The sequence below is a fragment of the Rhodococcus olei genome (assembly GCF_039540555.1).
Classification (GTDB): domain Bacteria; phylum Actinomycetota; class Actinomycetes; order Mycobacteriales; family Mycobacteriaceae; genus Rhodococcus_G; species Rhodococcus_G olei.
In genome coordinates this window covers 78,773-95,260 of sequence record NZ_BAABFB010000050.1, presented here as the reverse complement: position 1 = coordinate 95,260, position 16,488 = coordinate 78,773, and the positions used below count along the sequence as shown (strand labels likewise).

General features: G+C 68.8%; 19 protein-coding genes and 1 pseudogene. 4 read left to right on the top strand and 16 right to left on the bottom strand.

Going from position 1 to position 16,488, the window contains the following annotated elements; all coding sequences use genetic code 11:
- Nucleotides 1–8 precede the first annotated feature (8 nt).
- The gene (locus tag ABD951_RS15980) at nucleotides 9–332 is read right to left on the bottom strand and encodes an AzlD domain-containing protein (RefSeq protein ID WP_345346749.1); all 324 of its coding nucleotides are present in this window, start codon (nucleotides 330–332) and stop codon (nucleotides 9–11) included.
- On the bottom strand, nucleotides 329–1,051 hold the full coding sequence (locus ABD951_RS15975; protein ID WP_345346746.1) for an AzlC family ABC transporter permease: 723 nt from the start codon (nucleotides 1,049–1,051) through the stop codon (nucleotides 329–331). Before ABD951_RS15975 ends, ABD951_RS15980 begins: the two co-directional genes overlap by 4 nt.
- Before the next feature lie 66 nt (nucleotides 1,052–1,117).
- Between ABD951_RS15975 and ABD951_RS15970 the strand changes: the two genes are divergently transcribed.
- On the top strand, nucleotides 1,118–1,678 hold the full coding sequence (locus ABD951_RS15970; protein WP_345346743.1) for a helix-turn-helix domain-containing protein: 561 nt from the start codon (nucleotides 1,118–1,120) through the stop codon (nucleotides 1,676–1,678).
- A 33-nt stretch (nucleotides 1,679–1,711) separates the two neighbouring features.
- Here the strand turns inward: ABD951_RS15970 and ABD951_RS15965 are convergent, their stop codons facing one another.
- Nucleotides 1,712–2,221 (bottom strand): winged helix-turn-helix transcriptional regulator, encoded by a 510-nt coding sequence (locus ABD951_RS15965; protein WP_345346740.1) that lies wholly within the window; start codon nucleotides 2,219–2,221, stop codon nucleotides 1,712–1,714.
- A gap of 55 nt (nucleotides 2,222–2,276) precedes the next feature.
- Between ABD951_RS15965 and ABD951_RS15960 the strand changes: the two genes are divergently transcribed.
- Nucleotides 2,277–3,656, top strand: coding sequence for an MFS transporter (locus tag ABD951_RS15960; protein WP_345346737.1), 1,380 nt, complete (start codon nucleotides 2,277–2,279; stop codon nucleotides 3,654–3,656).
- 235 nt (nucleotides 3,657–3,891) lie between these two features.
- Nucleotides 3,892–4,299: a DnaJ family domain-containing protein gene (locus ABD951_RS15955; protein ID WP_345346735.1), complete on the top strand. Its 408-nt coding sequence runs from the start codon at nucleotides 3,892–3,894 to the stop codon at nucleotides 4,297–4,299.
- 24 nt (nucleotides 4,300–4,323) lie between these two features.
- Here the strand turns inward: ABD951_RS15955 and ABD951_RS28705 are convergent.
- The 13 genes and pseudogenes from ABD951_RS28705 to ABD951_RS15895 all read right to left on the bottom strand — a co-directional run.
- A pseudogene (locus ABD951_RS28705) lies at nucleotides 4,324–4,620 on the bottom strand (LLM class F420-dependent oxidoreductase); the annotation flags it as partial.
- A 6-nt stretch (nucleotides 4,621–4,626) separates the two neighbouring features.
- Complete coding sequence (locus tag ABD951_RS15950; RefSeq protein WP_345346732.1) at nucleotides 4,627–6,285, bottom strand: class I adenylate-forming enzyme family protein; 1,659 nt, start codon at nucleotides 6,283–6,285, stop codon at nucleotides 4,627–4,629.
- 87 nt (nucleotides 6,286–6,372) lie between these two features.
- Entirely contained in the window at nucleotides 6,373–7,305 is a 933-nt protein-coding gene (locus ABD951_RS15945) for an aldo/keto reductase (protein WP_345346729.1), read from the bottom strand.
- A 30-nt stretch (nucleotides 7,306–7,335) separates the two neighbouring features.
- Nucleotides 7,336–8,541, bottom strand: a complete 1,206-nt coding sequence (locus ABD951_RS15940; RefSeq protein ID WP_345346726.1) for an acyl-CoA dehydrogenase family protein — start codon at nucleotides 8,539–8,541, stop codon at nucleotides 7,336–7,338.
- A gap of 34 nt (nucleotides 8,542–8,575) precedes the next feature.
- Entirely contained in the window at nucleotides 8,576–9,550 is a 975-nt protein-coding gene (locus tag ABD951_RS15935) for an NADPH:quinone oxidoreductase family protein (protein WP_345346723.1), read from the bottom strand.
- Entirely contained in the window at nucleotides 9,547–9,954 is a 408-nt protein-coding gene (locus ABD951_RS15930) for a MaoC/PaaZ C-terminal domain-containing protein (RefSeq protein ID WP_345346720.1), read from the bottom strand. The genes ABD951_RS15935 and ABD951_RS15930 overlap by 4 nt, the downstream gene beginning before the upstream one ends.
- Entirely contained in the window at nucleotides 9,951–10,400 is a 450-nt protein-coding gene (locus tag ABD951_RS15925; RefSeq protein ID WP_345346717.1) for an FAS1-like dehydratase domain-containing protein, read from the bottom strand. The genes ABD951_RS15930 and ABD951_RS15925 overlap by 4 nt, the downstream gene beginning before the upstream one ends.
- Before the next feature lie 26 nt (nucleotides 10,401–10,426).
- On the bottom strand, nucleotides 10,427–11,200 hold the full coding sequence (locus ABD951_RS15920; RefSeq protein WP_345347367.1) for an SDR family oxidoreductase: 774 nt from the start codon (nucleotides 11,198–11,200) through the stop codon (nucleotides 10,427–10,429).
- 4 nt (nucleotides 11,201–11,204) lie between these two features.
- A complete protein-coding gene (locus ABD951_RS15915) occupies nucleotides 11,205–12,080 on the bottom strand; it encodes an SDR family NAD(P)-dependent oxidoreductase (RefSeq protein WP_345346714.1) in 876 nt (291 codons plus the stop codon).
- A 38-nt stretch (nucleotides 12,081–12,118) separates the two neighbouring features.
- Nucleotides 12,119–13,201: an NAD(P)H-dependent flavin oxidoreductase gene (locus ABD951_RS15910; RefSeq protein WP_345346711.1), complete on the bottom strand. Its 1,083-nt coding sequence runs from the start codon at nucleotides 13,199–13,201 to the stop codon at nucleotides 12,119–12,121.
- The gene (locus tag ABD951_RS15905) at nucleotides 13,198–13,956 is read right to left on the bottom strand and encodes a CoA-transferase subunit beta (protein WP_345346708.1); all 759 of its coding nucleotides are present in this window, start codon (nucleotides 13,954–13,956) and stop codon (nucleotides 13,198–13,200) included. Before ABD951_RS15905 ends, ABD951_RS15910 begins: the two co-directional genes overlap by 4 nt.
- Complete coding sequence (locus tag ABD951_RS15900) at nucleotides 13,953–14,816, bottom strand: CoA transferase subunit A (protein WP_345346705.1); 864 nt, start codon at nucleotides 14,814–14,816, stop codon at nucleotides 13,953–13,955. Before ABD951_RS15900 ends, ABD951_RS15905 begins: the two co-directional genes overlap by 4 nt.
- 85 nt (nucleotides 14,817–14,901) lie before the next feature.
- A complete protein-coding gene (locus ABD951_RS15895) occupies nucleotides 14,902–15,723 on the bottom strand; it encodes a sugar phosphate isomerase/epimerase family protein (RefSeq protein WP_345346702.1) in 822 nt (273 codons plus the stop codon).
- A gap of 171 nt (nucleotides 15,724–15,894) precedes the next feature.
- Here ABD951_RS15895 and ABD951_RS15890 point away from each other — a divergent pair, with 171 nt between their 5' ends.
- The gene (locus ABD951_RS15890; protein ID WP_345346699.1) at nucleotides 15,895–16,479 is read left to right on the top strand and encodes a TetR/AcrR family transcriptional regulator; all 585 of its coding nucleotides are present in this window, start codon (nucleotides 15,895–15,897) and stop codon (nucleotides 16,477–16,479) included.
- Nucleotides 16,480–16,488: the final 9 nt, after the last annotated feature.

Below are 16,488 nucleotides of genomic sequence, written 5' to 3'. Positions count from 1 at the left end.
GGGGATGGTCAGGGCACCCCGAGCAGGCGCAGGATCGCGGCGGTCGCGGCGGCGGCGAGGATGCACACCACGAACGGCGCCTTCCGCCACGCCAGGATGCCGCCGACGAGCACGCCGGCGGGCCGGGCCACGCCCGCCGCTCCCCCGGCCTCGGTGAGGGCGCCCGTCGCCGCGACCGCGACGAGCAGGACGACGGCGCCGGTGGCCAGCACGGTCTCGAGCCGGTCCGGGACGATGCCGCGCGAGCGCAGCGCCGGTCCGGCGAACCGGAACGCGAAGGTGCCGACGCCGAGCACCAGCACCGCGATCACGAGCGGCAGTGACGCGCTCACGAGGCGACCGCCGGTACCGGTTCGGCGTCCGCCGTGGACTCGGGCTTCGCGTGGGGTGCGACCCAGATCAGCGCGACCAGGGCGACCAGGGACAGCAGCACCGGGATCCCGGTCGGCAGGATCGGGGTGACGGCGACGGCGAGCACGGCGCCGAGGATCGCGACCCAGGCGGTCGCGCGGTCGCGCAGGGCCGGAAACACCAGGGCCAGAAGCACCGTCGGGAACATCGCGTCGAGGCCGAACGCGTCGATGTCGTCGAGGAAGGCGCCCGCGGACGCGCCGATCAACGCGCCGAGGGGCCAGCAGAGCCCGATCCCGATGCCGCACAACCAGAACGCCGCGCGCTTGCGCGCCGGGTCCGACTGCCCCAGCGCGAACACGGCGCTCTCGTCGTTGAGCAGGTGACTGCCGAGAATGCGCCGCCAGCCCCGGCCGGCGACGCCGCCGAGGGCGAGGCCGAACGGGAGGTGCCGGGCGTTGACCAGGAGTCCGCCGATCAGCGCGGCGAGCAGGCTGCCACCGGTGGCGACGATGCCGACGAACAGGAACTCGGACGCGCCGGCGAGCACGACGACGGACATCAGCACCGGCACCCACGGCGCGAACCCGAGACCGACCGCGATCGCGCCGTAGGAGACGCCGACGAGGCCGTCGGCGAGGCACACCAGCGCGATGTCCCTCCGCAGCCCCCGATCGAGGGTTCGCCATGTCGAACGCATGATCGTTATAGTGAACGCCCGGTCGTCGTTCGTCAAGTCGAACGCCAGTACCGATATGATGAACGAATGGCATCGGACGGGAAAGCGCCCTTGGACGTCATCGCGGCCTCGCTGCGCCGCGAGCGGGAGCGGGCGGGCCTGTCGCTGACCGAGGTGGCGCGGCGGGCCGGCATCGCGAAGTCGACGCTGTCGCAGCTCGAGGCCGGCACCGGCAACCCCAGCGTGGAGACGCTGTGGGCGCTCAGCGTTGCGCTCGACATCCAGTTCGCCCAGCTGGTCGACCCCCCGCGACCGCGCGTCCAGGTGATCCGGGCCGACGAGGGGCCGGTCCTGTACTCCGAGCGCACCGACTACCAGGTCACCCTGGTCGCGTCCTGCCCACCGAACGCGCGCCGCGACATCTACCGCCTCGACGTCGAACCCGGCCCGCCACGCGAATCCGAGCCGCACCTGCCCGGCACCGTCGAGCACGTCATCGTCAGCGCCGGACGCGCCCTCGTCGGCCTGCGCGAGGACCCGGTCGAACTCGGGCCGGGCGACTACATCGCCTATCCGGGCGACATCGCGCACGTCTTCCAGGCTCTCGAACCCGGCACCCGCGCCGTGCTCGTCTCCGAGCACACCTGACGGGCGCCCCGGGTCGGGACGCGGCGAAGACGCCTAGCGCCGCAGCGAGCGCCGCGCCGCCTCCTCGCTGACGTTGGGCGTCAGCCGCAACTCACCGAGCGGCACCTCGCGGCCGGACGCGCTGCGCACCTCGACACGGACGGGTTCCCCGGTGAGGTCGTCCCGCATCCCGATCGGTCCGCCGCGACCGCCGTGGAGATACTTGTCTCCCCATTGCATCAGCGCCAGCACCGCAGGCAGCAGGTCGCGCCCCTTCTCCGTGAGCAGGTACTCGTATCGCGTGCGCTGCCCCGGCTCCTTGTACGGCGAGCGCTCGAACAATCCCTCCGCGGTCAGCTCCTTCAGCCGTGCCGACGCCACCGCCTCGGTGATGCCGACCCGTTCCGCGAAGTCGTCGAATCGAGTTGTGCCGTAATAGGCCTCGCGCAGGATCAACATCGCCGACCGGGTGCCGACCACCCCCATCGCGCGGCCGATCGAGCAGTGCGTCGCGCGCCAGGCGTCACGGTCGGCGAGAAATCCTTCGAGACGTGCCGCTTCCATGCCCCCACCTTACCCTGGCTTGCCAATGTCAAAGTCAGCGTCTAGCTTCCTGGCTATGGTGATAACTAGTCAGCTTCGCGGGCAGGACCGATTCGCCCCCCTCCTCGTCGTTCTGTCCGGGTCGGCCTTCATGGCGTCCCTGGACCTGTTCGTTGTCAACGTCGCGTTCGCCGACATCGCCGCCAGCTATCCCGGCCACACACTCGGGGCACTGAGCTGGGTCCTGAACGGGTACGCGATCGTCTACGCCGCCCTCCTCGTCCCGCTCGGACGCTGGGCCGACCGGGTCGGCCGCACCCGTGGCTTCGTCACCGGCCTGACGGTCTTCACCGCGGCGAGCGTCGCCTGCGCGGCGAGCCCGTCACTGGGCTGGCTGGTCGCCTGCCGGTTGCTGCAGGCCGCCGGCGCCGCGGCGCTGACACCGGCGAGTCTGGGCCTGCTGATCGGGACGGCCCCCGAGGCCCGACGCGCCGCGGCGGTACGGATCTGGGCGGCGTCGGGTGCCGCGGCCGCCGCACTCGGTCCCGTCGTCGGTGGACTGCTCGTGCAGGCGTCGTGGCGCTGGGCCTTCCTGATCAACCTCCCGGTCGGCGTCGCACTGCTCGTCGCCGCGATCCGAATCCTCCCGCGCGACGCGCGCGCCACCTCGGAACCGCTTCCCGACCCGCTCGGCGCGGCCCTGCTCTCCATCGCCGGCGGAGCGCTGTCCCTCGCCCTCGTCCAGGCCCCGGACTGGGGCTGGTCGGATCCACGGGTGCTGGTCGCGTTCGCGCTCGCCGCAGCCGCGGTCGCGTGGTTCGTGCAACGAACCCGCACGCATCGGACACCACTGATCGAACCCGATCTCTTCCGCGTCCGCAGCTTCGCGTGGTCCAACGCCGCCGCACTCACCTTCAGCGCGACCTTCGCAGCGGGCCTGCTCGCGGTCGTCCTGTGGCTGCAGCAGGTCTGGGCCTACTCGGCGCTCGCGACCGGGCTGGCCGTCGCGCCGGGTCCGCTGATCGTGCCGCTCTTCGCGGCGGCGGGACAGGTGCTGTCCAGGCGGTTGAGGGCCGGCGTCGTCACCACGATCGGGTGCCTGTTGTGGGTGGTCGGGACCGTGACGATCCTGGTCTCGGTCGACGTGAGCGGCGACTACGCGACGCAACTGCTGCCGGGCTGGGTCGTGTGCGGGATGGGCGTCGGGCTCGCGCTACCGACCATCCTGTCGTCGGCGACCGCGGGCCTGCCGCCCGCCCGCTCCGCCACTGGGAGCGCGGTGGTGAACATGAGCCGGCAGATCGGCACCGTGCTCGGCGTCAGCATCCTGATCGCGGCATTCGGAGGCGACAGCAGCCCGGACGCATTCCAGCGCGGCTGGTGGCTGACCGCGGTCGTCGGCCTCCTCGCAGCGGTCACCGCGGTCGGCATGAACTCCCGGGCGGACGCGTCGTGACATCGTCGCGCCCGGCCGGGATCGGGCGACCTGCTGGACGTCGTCGAGATCAACAGCGGTACTGGATGATTCGGCGAACAGACCGATTCACGCGACTCGCGCCGAGGGCCACCCACCGGCCTCCGCACGCCGCGGCCCCGGACGCGATGTGCGTGTTCACCGCGGACGGCCGACTCACCCGCAGGCCGGCGACGCGGTGGGACCCTCCGGTGACGTCCGGGAGCACAATGGGGCAATGACCGAGCGCAAGCCGTGGAACGTCCCGTTCGAGTCGTGGGTCGAACGGCAGATCCGGCTCGCGCAGGAGCGCGGCGAGTTCGACAACCTCGCGGGCGCAGGCAAACCGCTGCCGCACATCAACGACACCGACGAGCTGTGGTGGGTCAAGCGCAAGCTGCGGGAGGAGGGCCTGTCCACCGAGGCGCTGCTGCCGCCGTCACTACAGCTGCGCCGCGAGGTCGAACGCCTGGCCGACACCGTCGCGGACCTGCCCACCGAACAGTCCGTGCGCGATCTCGTCGCCGACCTGAACCGGCGGATCGCCGAGCACCTCCGGGCCCCGAGCGGTCCGGTGGTGCCGGTGCACAAGGTCGACGCGGAGGCCGCCGTCACCGCCTGGCGCGCCCGCCGCACCGCCCGCTGACCCGCCGGGCCGTCGGACGCGGTGCATGCGCTCCGAGCAGGCGGCCATCTCGTCGAGGACGGCCTCGAGCGTGGCCGCGTGCCGGGACGCGGACAGCGGGATCCGGCCGGAGCCGAGGGAGTGCGCCCACTCGACCCTGGACTCGTCCATTCGCGGCAGGCTTGCACCGAAGACGAGCGCCCCGTCGCACGGGTCGTCGTCGCCGCCGAACCCGAACGGCTGGAAACAGTCGCCGAGCCGCCCGGTCCGCTGTGCAGCGGCCTTGCTGTGTCCGCCGATGTACAGCGGAACATGGTTGTCGCGCAGTGGCTTCGGGAAGGATCCGATCTACGAGCCCCCCGAGGGCCCCACCGATACCGAGCGGCCGAGCAACGCCACCGCAGCGGCGTGCGCAGCCCGACGATCCGTCTTGCCACCGGGACCCACGGCGAGCTGGTCGACGGTGACGAGGTACTCCGGCAGATACTCGGCCGTCACCCCGGACGACCGCAGCCAGTTCGCAAGAGATTCGGTGTCAAGTCGACAATCGTCCGCGAGAACGACCACGGCGCACACACGTTCACCGAAAAGGTCATCGGGAACCCCCACAACGGCCACGTCCGACACCGACTCGTGGCCACGAACGAGGCCCTCGATCTCGACGATCGAGATGTTCTTGCCACCCCGGATGACGAAATCGGCCTTACGCCCGACCACACGCACCCGACCCGCATCGTCGATCTCCACCACGTCCCCGAGCTTCATCCAGCCGTCCTCGGTGTACAGCTCGGCATTCGCGGTCGAATCCTCCCAGTACCCGGCGGACACCAGCGGACCCCGCACGGCCGGCTGCCCACGACGGAGCCGGCCCGTGCAGTCGGCACCGGAGTCGTCGAGCACGCGGACATTCATCGATTCGAGGACGTGACCGCATGTGCGCAGCCGGGTCTCCTCGTCGTCGTCCAGCGTCGTGCGGCTCACCGCACCCGCCTCGTTCGATCCGTAGAACTGCAGGACGCTCGCACCCGTCCGCTCCTCGAATGTGCGGGCATCCCCGTAGGGAACGGGCTCACCGCCGGTGTACAGCACGCGGAGACTCGACAGATCATGCCGGCGTACCGCACGCGATCGCAGCAGCATCTTGAACTGCGTACTGACACAACACAGTACGGTCACCCGCTCGCGCTCGATCATCATGGCCGTCTCCTCGACGTCGAACCTCGAGGTCACCACGACCGGGATACCGAGAAGCGCGGGCAGGAAGTGCGCCGACCACAGCCCGAAGCCGAACGGCGCCGGGACGACGGAGCAGACGACGTCGTCCGGACCGATCCGGCCACCGAGTGCGGCCACGAGCGAGAACTCCGCCCATTTGCGCTCGTTGTGGGCCACGACCTTCGGTAGGCCAGTCGTGCCCGATGTCGAGTTCAGGATCGTCACCTCGGACGTCGTGAACCGCCTACCGGACGGCACCGCCCCGGTGGGTGCCACGCCGAGCCGATGCCGAGTGGCGGTACCGGCTTCCTCGTCGACCACCACGACGTCCGCCGGGGACACCCCCCGCGCACGCAGTTGGTCGACCAGGTCACACCAGGACCGTCCACGAATAGACGGCGCGGTCACCAGTACCGCGGCACCTGCACGGCTCATGATGTGGGCGATCTCCCGCACCCCGGACCGCGCGCCGACGGCCGCGGCGACACGTCCGGCGCGGTGGCACCCGCACAGCGCGGCGTGCACGCCCGCGGTGTCGGGCAGCAGCAGCGCCACCGGCGAAGGCGGTTCACCTCCGGTTGCCCGAAGCTCCCTCGCGATGGCATCGGCAAGTCGGTCGTACTCCCGCCACGTCGTCGCCCTCGTCGTCGTGATGAACGCCGGCCCGCCGGGAATCTGCCGCGCCCACGCGCGTACGACCTCGTCGACCGACAGTTCCTCGTACAGTTCGGGCACGGCCGCGAAGGTCCCGGGGACGATGGACTGTGCCACATCGCTGTTCGTCATCATCATGCTCACCTCATTCGTGTAGCGCCGAGAGTCGAACCCCGGGCCCTCGCGGGCCGCGTCGAACCTACGAATCCAGGCCGAGCATCCCGGTCACCCCAACACCTCGGCAACTGCCGCGATCGCTTCGGGTTCCAGCCGCCACGCTGACGCGGCGACGTTCTGCGCCACCTGCTCGGGGGAGGTGGCACCGGTCAGTACCGAGGAAACCTCGTCCTGCGCGAGCAACCAGCAGATGGCCAGTTCCAGGATCGAGTGGCCGCGGTCCTTCGCGACGGCATCGAGCCGATCGATCGTCGCGAAGTTCTCGGCGGTCGCATCCGCCGCCAGGGACGGCACGGTTTCCAGGCGTGATCCGGCCGGAAATGGCGTACCGGAGGAGTATTTCCCGGTGAGCAGGCCGGATGCGAGCGGAAAGTAGGGGACGACCCCCATCCCGAAGCGTCGGCAGGCGGGGACGATCTCGGTCTCCGCGGCCCGCTTCAGCAGGCTCCATTCGACCTGGGTGCCCACGAATCGCTCGGTCCCGAGGTTGGAGGCCAGATGTTCGGCATCCGCAATCTGCCATCCGGCGACATTCGACGATGCGATGTAGCGCACCTTGCCCTGACGGACGAGATCGTCGAGCGCCGTCAGTGTCTCCTCGATCGGAGTTCGAGAGTCCGGATAGTGCTGGTAGTAGAGGTCGATGTAGTCGGTGTCCAGCCTCCGGAGACTGTCCTCGCACTCGCGAATGACATTTCGACGCGACCCGGTGGCCCGGTCGGGCCCGTCCGCGATCGGTGCGCCGAACTTCGTCGCGACGACCACCTCGTGCCGCCGCTTTCCGAGCGCGGCTCCGAGATACCGCTCCGACGTGCCCTTTCCGTACATCTGCGCGGTGTCGAAGAACGTGATCCCCGAGTCGAGGGCACGTTGCACCACTGCCGAAGACTGCTCCTGATCGATCCGCATACCGAAGTTGTTGCAGCCCAGTCCCAGAGCGGAGACGGTCAGGCCACTGCGACCCAGTTGGCGATACTCCATGTTCGAACGTCCCTTCACCGATTGAAATCGCTACAGGTCACGGTACTTGCGGAGCTCGTGTCGAGCGACGCTGCGGATGTGCACCTCGTCGGGGCCGTCCGCGATCCCGAGGATCCGGGCACTCGCCCACATCCGTGCGATCGGGAAGTCATCCGTGACCCCTCCCCCGCCGTGGCACTGAATCGCCCGGTTGAGCACCGACCTGGCCACTCGCGGGCCGACCACCTTGACGGCCGCGATCTCGATCTGCGCGTCCTTGGCCCCAACCTGGTCGATCATCCATGCGGTCTTGAGGACCAGCAGGCGGGCCTGCTCGATCTCCATTCGGGACTCCGCGATCCAGGTGCGAACAACTCCCTGTTCGGCGATCGCTCCTCCGAAGGCGTTGCGGGACATCGCTCGCCGCACCATCAGCTCGAGCCCACGTTCGGCCATACCGATGCAGCGCATGGCGTGATGGATCCGACCCGGGCCGAGGCGGGCCTGCGCAATCGCAAATCCCTCGCCCTCACCGGCCAGCATGTTCGTGACCGGCACGCGAACGTCGGTGAACGTGATCTCGCAGTGCCCCTGCTGGTCGTAGTAGCCGAAGATCGGCAGCGAGCGGACGATCTCGACGCCGGGCGTCTCGACCGGAACGAGAATCATCGACTGCTGACGGTGCGCTGCCGCAGCCGGATCGGTCTTGCCCATCAAGACGAGGATCTCGCAGCGTGGATCGCCGGCGCCGGTGGTCCACCACTTGCGCCCGTTGATCACGTACTCGTCGCCGTCCCGGACGATCGAGGTGGAGATGTTTCGGGCATCCGACGAGGCCACGTCCGGTTCGGTCATCGAGAAGCCCGAGCGGATGCGGCCATCCAGGAGCGGTTCCAGCCACCGCTTCTTCTGCTCGGGTGTGCCGAACATGTGGAGGATCTCCATGTTGCCGGTGGACGGCGCGGAGCAGTTCAGCGCCTCCGGCGCGATGTAGGGCGAGCGGCCGGTCACCTCGGCGATGTGCGCGTAGTCGAGGTGGCTGAGCCCCGAGAGTGCAGGCAGGAAGAGGTTCCACATGCCCTGGCGGCGCGCCTCGACCTTGAGATCCTCGACCACCGGTGGCAACTCGTGGCTGCGCGCGCCCGCATCCTCGCGCTGCTCCGCGTACACCGCTTCGGCGGGGTAGACGTACTCGTCCATGAACGCCTCGAGGCGCTTGATGATGTCCCGGGCTTCCGGGCTGGGTGACAGATCCACGATCGGTTCCTCTCGTACAGTGCGTGCCGTCGGGTCACTTGCTCGTCAGGACGACCTTGCCGCGGGCGCGGCGGGCCATGACGACGTCGAGCGCCGCGGACGCGTCGGTCAGCGGGTAGGTCTCGCTCACGTGCGGGCGCAACGCCCCGCGGTCGTACCAGTCGAACAGTCGGCGCATGTTCGCCGCGTTGCGTTCCACGTTGCGTTTGGCCCACGCACCCCACAGGACGCCGTGCAGCGAGCCGCCGGCAACCAGCAGACGGTTCATCCCCACCTTGGGGATGTCTCCGGAGGCGTACCCGACCGTGAGGTACCTTCCTCCCCAGGACAATGCACGGACGGCGGTGAGCGCGTGGTCGCCGCCGACCGGGTCGTACACCACGTCGACGCCGCCCGGAGCCACCTCCGCCAGCCGTGCCTTCAGGTCGTCGGCGGCGTAGTCGATCAACTCGTCGGCACCGTGGGCACGACAGAGGGCAAGCTTGTCGCGGTTCGACGCCGCCGCGATCACGCGTGCGCCCAACGCCTTTCCGATCTCGACCGCGGTCAGTCCGACACCGCCGGACGCGCCCAGCACCAGCAGGGTCTCCCCCGCCGCGAGATCCGCCCTGTCCACCAGTCCGTGGTACGAGGTCCCGTAGGTCACCACGAAGCCTGCCGCGTCCACGTAGGACATGGATCCCGGGATCGGAAAGACCATCGTCGCCGGCACCGTCACCAGTTCCGCGTAGCCGCCCATGCCGCAGAACGCGAGGACACGCGACCCCGGCTCGACGCCGGAGACATCGGCACCCACGGCCCGCACGACGCCCGCCGCCTCCGATCCGGGCACGAACGGCAGCGACGGCTTCGTCTGGTAATCACCGGCGACGATGAGCCCGTCGGGGAAGTTCACACCGGACGCGTACACCTCGACCAGGACCTCGTTCGGTCCGGGCTCGGGATCGTCGATCTCTGTGTAACGCAGTACGTCCGGCTCACCGAGCACTTCGCACAGTTGAACTTTCACGCCCCGGCTCCGGTCACGAACGTGGCCCATGCCTTGACCGCGAGGCCGCCGGTCTGGCGCGTGCAGTCGAGCTCGAGGTCGACCTTGTGCTCACCGTCCTCCTCGTACTCGCGCAGGATCTGGGCGGTGCAGGTGAGCACGTCGTCGGGCCACACCTGTTCGAGGAAGCGGATTCTGATCGAGCGGATGTTCTCCGCGCCGAGCCAGTCGCCGGCGTAGGTGGCCAGCAGGCCGGCCTGGAACATGCCCACCGAGAACGGGCCGGGGTAGCCGGCGGCCTCCGCGTAGGTCTGGTCGTGATGGATGGGGTTCATGTCCCCGGACGCGCCCTGGTAGCGGACGAAGTCGGTGCGAGTCACCGGCCCGACGGTCCAGGGGGCTGGGACGGTCAGCGTGCTGGTCATGATGCCTCCGTGGTGGGACGGGCGGTTTCGACTCCGGTCATCGTCGCCCGGGCAACGAGTTGGCCGGTCTCGTCGTGGAAGTCGGTGGTCATGATCGCGAACGTCATCTCACCGCCCCGACGGCCCTGTTTGGTGTGGACATCGGCGATGCGGGAGGTGCACGTCAGTCGGGTACCCGCCTTCGGCGGCGGGCCGAAGAACTCGTACCGCTGCTCGGCGTGCAGCCCACGCTTGCCGTCGAGTTCGACAGCCTTCCACGGGTTTCCCTCGGGCGGCTGCCACAGCAGCGTGGTGGTCAGGAAGGTCGGCGGGGCGACGGCGTCCTTGCGGTCGAGGTAGTCGGGATTGGTCGAGTAGGTCGCGGTCGCGAACTCGCGGATCTTGCCTCGCTCCACGACGAGTTCGAAGGGCGTGCCCTCGGTGCCGACTGCATCCGGGTTGGCCATGTTCTCTCCAGGGTGTGTTCTGTGAATCAGGCGTGTTGACTGCTGACGGAGACGACCTCGCCGGTCATGTACGACGAGTACCCACTGGCGAGGAACACCATGACGTTGGCGATCTCCCACGGCTGTGCCGCACGGCCGAATGCCTCACGCGCACTGAGTTCTCCGAGAAGTTCGTCGCTGGTGACCTTGGCCAGGTGGGCGTGCATCGCAATGCTGGGCGACACCGCGTTTACGCGGATACCGTGCTCGGCGACGTCGAGGGCGGAACACCGGGTCAACGCCATCACGCCGGCCTTTGCGGCGGCGTAGTGCGCCTGCCCGGCCTGCGCGCGCCACCCGATCACCGACGCATTGTTGATGATCACGCCGCTGCGACGTGGAATCATGTGTCGCAACACCGAGCGGGTGGCGCGGAAGGTGCTGGTGAGGGTGACGTCCAGCACCGAACTCCACTGGTCGTCGGTCATGTCCTGGACGCTCGCGGTGCCGCCGAGTCCGGCGTTGTTGACCAGCACGTCGATCGCGCCGTGCTCGGCGACGGCACCGTCCATGAGCGCGTCGATCTGCCCCTGGTCGGTGACGTCGCAGGTGATGGTCAACGGCCGCACGCCGAACTCGGCCTCGAGCCGGTCGGCGGCCTGGGTGAGACGGGCCTCGTGGCGGTCGCTGATCGTCAGCCGAGCGCCCTCGACCGCAAACCGTTGGGCGGCAGCGAATCCGATGCCGGTACCTGCTGCGGCGGTGACCACCACCGAGCGGCCGGTAACGAGTCCGTGGCCCGCACCCGGGGTCGGCAGCATCTGCTCAGACAAGTCCGCTCATCTCCTGCACGAGCTCGTCGACGGTCCACCGGGACCCCTTGTCGATGGTCTTGCCGTACTGCCAGCCGAGGAACTGGCGGATCTCACCGCCCTTGGCGTAGAAGACGGCACCGTTGGCGGGGCACTGCTCGGTGAGCAGGTACGCCACCACGGGGGACACGTTGCCCGGGTGGTAGACGTCGAACTCGTTCGGGTCGGCCGGCTTCGCGACCATTTCCTTGATGCCGGGCACGTTCTCGGTCATCCGGGTCCGGGCGACCGGGGTGATCGCGTTGGCGCGGACGCCGTAGCGGTCGAGTTCCTGCGCCAGGATCACCGTCAGCGACGCGATACCGGCCTTGGCGGCACCGTAGTTGCTCTGCCCCACCGCGCCGAGCAGCCCCGACGTGCTCGACACATTGACGATCGACGCGGCCACCTTGTCGCCGGCCTTCGACCGGTCACGCCAGTGCGCACCGAACACCCGGCACGGCGCGAACGTCGCCCGCAACTGTCCGGTGACGACGTCGTCCCACTCCTCCTCGCTCATGTTGACGAACATGCGGTCGCGCAGGATTCCGGCGTTGTTGACGAGGCCGTGTACCGCGCCGAAGTTCTCGAGGGCCGCGTCGAGGAGCTTCTGCGCGCCGGCGACCGTGGTGACGTCGGCGCTGACGGCGACGGCGGTGCCACCCGCCGCGGTGATCTCGTCGGCCACCAGCGACGCGAAGGTCGGGTCCAGCCCCTTCCCGTCCGGACCCGCGCCGGTGTCGTTGACGATCACCTTCGCGCCCTCGGCCGCGGCGAGCAGGGCGTGCTCACGGCCGATTCCGCGGCCGGAGCCGGTCACCACGATCACGCGATCCTTCAGTTGGTTCATCTCTGACTCCTCGTGTGGAGAGTGAATTGAGTTGGGCATCAGTCGTCGAGGTTCACACCGAGGCGGCCGAGCACCGTTTCCGCATCGCGCACGATGCGGTCGATCAGCTCGGCGCAGCTGGGGATGTCGTCGATGAGCCCGACGACCTGCCCGGTGGCCATCACGCCGACGTCGGCGTTGCCGTCGACGAGCGCGGAGCGGTACAGCATCGGAGCGTTCGCAGCCATCACGACCTGACGCCACCCGAGCTCGTGGCTCTTCTTCATCTCGAGGCCCTCACGGATCATGTCCTGCCACGGGGTGCCCGAGAGCTTCTGGAACGCAACGGCGTTACGCACGGCACGCAGCATCCGCTGCGGCCCCCGCGTGGATTCGAGCTGGTCGATGGTTCCCGCGCGGAGCACCCGCTGCGGCACGCCGTCGATCTCGAGGGTGACGACGGTGTCGTTCACCGACTTGGACAGGTAGACGTCCTTGACCGCCTGCGCCACCGGGGAATCGCTGGTCAGCATGAACCGGGTGCCCATCGCGATTCCATCGGCACCGTACGCGAGAGCCGAGACGAGCCCGCGGCCGTCGAAATACCCGCCGGCCGCGATGACCGGGATGTCGACGGCGTCCACGACCTGCGGCAACAACAGGCTCGTCGGGACGGCCCCGGTGTGGCCGCCGCCCTCACCGCCCTGCACGACAACCGCGTCCACACCCCACTCGGCGACCTTCTCCGCATGCCGCCTCGCCCCGATCGACGGCACCACCACCAGGCCCGCGCCCTTGAGCTTCGCAATCAGGTCCCGCTTCGGCGCCAACGCGAACGATGCCACCTTCACACCGGAACGGATCAGCAGGTCGATCCGTCTGTCGACGTCCTCCTGGTTGGCACGCAGGTTCACACCGAACGGTGCGTCCGTCCGGTCCTTGACGTATCCGATCGCCTGCTCGAGTTCGTCGTAGCCGAGCATGCCGCCTGCGATGATCCCCAGGCCGCCCGCCTTCGCGGTCGCCGCGGTGAGCCTGCCGTCGGAAACGTAGCCCATCCCGGTCTGCACGATCGGGTACTTCACCCCGAACAGGTCGCACAACCGGGTGTGCAGGGCGCGGTGGCTTGCTTCGGCGGTCATCCCTGGACCTCCCTGTCTCGCAGGTTTCGGGGATCGATCACGGTGCGGATCAGTTCGAGCTCGTCGGCGGTCGGTTTGCGGGTCTGCGGAACGGAATCCGGGATCACCAGCTCGAATCCCGTGGCGGCGACGACGTCATCGACCGTCACACCCGGATGGACCGAGACCAGGCGCAGCCGACCGCTGTCCGGGGCGAAGTCGAGGACCGCGAGATCGGTGACCACCCTGCGCAGCTCGTGGTAGCGCGTCGCCGCCGGACCGGCTTTGCGTGCACTGTCGTTGCCGACACCCGAGACCATGTCGACCTTGGGGACGAACACCCGCGTGTTGTGTTTGGGCACCCAGTAGCTCGTCGGGTGGTAGACGGTGTTGCCCGGTGCGCCGCGCACACCCAACAGTTGCACCGTCGGCCGGGCGTGGTCGCCGATCGCGGAGATGTTGCAGTTGCCGTACATGTCGAGCTGCGTCGGGATCATCATGATGTGACGCTTGCCGTTCCAGACCAGCGTGAAGATCTGGTTGAACGGCAGCCACGCCTCGACATCGCCCTCCGCGGGGCCGCCGACCGGCCACGTGCCGCGGACCGCGGTGGCCTCACCGTCCGAGAGGACGAGGTCCGGCGAGAATGTGTGGCGTGCGAGACGGACACCGATCGCCGGGATCGTGCCGAAGGCACTGGCGATGACCTCGCCGTTGTCGCGGTACGCGTCCGCGCACGCGACGGCGCAGACCTCCGCCCTGGTGACCTCGCTCATGCGGACACCGTCCTTCGCTCGGTTTCGACCGCATGCTGGTAATCGGCCTCGGTCCCGGACAGATAGCGCTCGAGGAACTGTTGCCATTGCTCCGGATCCTTCGCGGCCGCAACGTACTTGCGTTGAAATTCCTCGTCCCGGTCGTAGTCCGGCACGCAGGAGGTGAAGTGCGCGCCGTGCGGTGCCTCCACCACGCCGCTGACGAGCAGACGCGGAATGCGCACCGTCGACGCGTGCGCGTGCTCCGTCAGTTCGGCCGTGGGCACGATCCGCTCGCACGACACGTAGGCATGCTCGGCCGCCAGGCAGAACAGATCGTCGAAGTACAGGTCCGGACCCAGGTACTGGGCGTTGCCGTGGGCGTCGGCACGGTTCATGTGCACCAGCGCCGCGTCGAGCGCGATCGCCGGCATCGCCACGAGCGTCTCGTCGCCGTACGGATCGGTGACCGTGCGCAGGCCGGGGTTGACCGTCATGACGTCCGAGCCCAGACCCGCACGCGTGGGCAGGTACGGCAGGTGGATGCCCGCCGCGTACAGCCCCCACTGGAGCATGCCCTCGTCGTACTCCTCGACCTCGATCGCCCCGGACTGCCGCGCCGCGCGGAAATGCGGGTCGAGCGGAATCGAGTCCAGCGAGACGAACCCGAAGACCACCTTCCTGGCCTTGCCCGCCGCGCACAGCAGGCCCACGTCGGCCCCGCCGTACGACACGATCGTCAGGTCCGTCAGGTCCGACTTCAGGATCTCCCGGACCAGCGACATCGGCTTGCGCCGCGATCCCCAACCACCGATGCCGATCGTCATCCCGGATCTGAGCCGGGAGATCACATCACTCTCAGTCATTGTCTTGTCCGACATGCTGTTTCACTCCTCTTCACGTATCCCCGTCGGATCTTTGTGACACCGATCCGCGGCGTATCAAACATTTGCTACGTAGGTGCGGTCACGGCACGTGCGCACACATCCATGCCCAGCCCCGCCCGAGGGCCCGCTCCGGGCCCTCCTCGTCGATCGCGGGACCGAGCAGTTCGAGGTCGATCAGGCCGGTGTACCCGAGTTCACGAACCTCGCGGACCAGCCGTTCGAGCGGGATCTGCCCGTCACCCGGCACCCAGCGATTCGGAACCGACGTCGCCGAGGTGCGGTGGTCCCCGATCTGCACGATGAGGATCGCATCCAGGTTGTCGGCGATGGTCTGCATGAGCCCCCGTTCCTGCCACGCCGAGTAGAGGTCGATCATCAGCCCGACCCCGAGCCTGCGGGCGAGTTCCGCGGTGTCCGCGACGCTGTGCGTGAAGCTCAGTCCAGATCGGATGGACATCGTGTTCTCCAACGCGAGGGCGACGCCCGTGGTCCGGGCATGCTCGACCAGCGGCGCGAACCGCGCGGCCGCCCGGTCCGCAGCCTCCTCCCAGGACAGCGCACCCGAACCACCGCAGGTGAAGGACACCGTCGTGGCACCGATTTCTGCGGCGCCGTCGACCGCGCGCACGAGAGTCGCGAGCGCCTCGCCCCATCCGGCGTCATCGTCCTGCATGGCGCGGACGCCGCCGGCGATGAATTCGGCTGACTGTTCACTCGCGGCGATCGCAGCGAGCGGCACATCCCAGCCCTGCCCCTCCAGCGTGGTGGCCAACACCCCGAATCGCCGCGCACCGATGCGTCGCGTCATGGCGAGCGAGTCGGCGATCGGCCACGCGGCAGTCGCGGACAGGCACACACTCCGTGCAGAGTGGGGGACGCCGTCGACACTTCCCTGGTTCACGAATCCTCCTGTCGTGGAAGAAATACCGATGACACCACCGGCCCGTGAGTCGACCGTAGCAAACGTTTGATCGATTGCCCAGCGCGTAGCAAACGTTTGATTCATCGGGTAGGCTCGGGAAGGTCCGCACAGCCGCGGACGCCATCACGCAGTTCCTTCCGGGAGGAATACATGGAGTGGTCCGACCGCCACACCCTGATCGTCGAACAGGCGGCCGAGTTGTTCGCCACCAAGGGCATCGCGGGCACCAAGGTTCGCGACATCGCCGATGCCGTCGGGGTGCTGTCGGGCAGCCTTTACCACTACTTCCCGTCCAAGGATGCCATCGCCGAGGTCATCGTCACCCGCTACCTCGACGACCTCACCGGCGAGTACGAGACGATCCTCGGCACCCCGACCGATCCACGCAAGCAGCTCACGGGCCTGGTCGAGGCGTCGTTCCGAGTGAGCCAGGCCCACCCCCACGCGTCCGAGATCTACCAGAACAACGCCACCTACCTCCGCAAGCTCCCGGCGTACCGGAAGATCCGGACGGCCGCCCGCACCACCAAGAACGCCTGGATCTCCGTGATCGAGGGCGGGATCGCCGCCGGCGAGTTCCGCTCGGACCTGCCGGCGGAGGTCCTCTACGGACTGATCCGCGACGCCGTGTGGCTCTCGCTCCGGTGGTTCACTCCCACACCCGAATTCGACATCGACCAACTCGCCGACGCCGTCGTCTCGGTCTTCCTCGAGGGCATCGAGGCCCGGCGCTGACACCCTGAG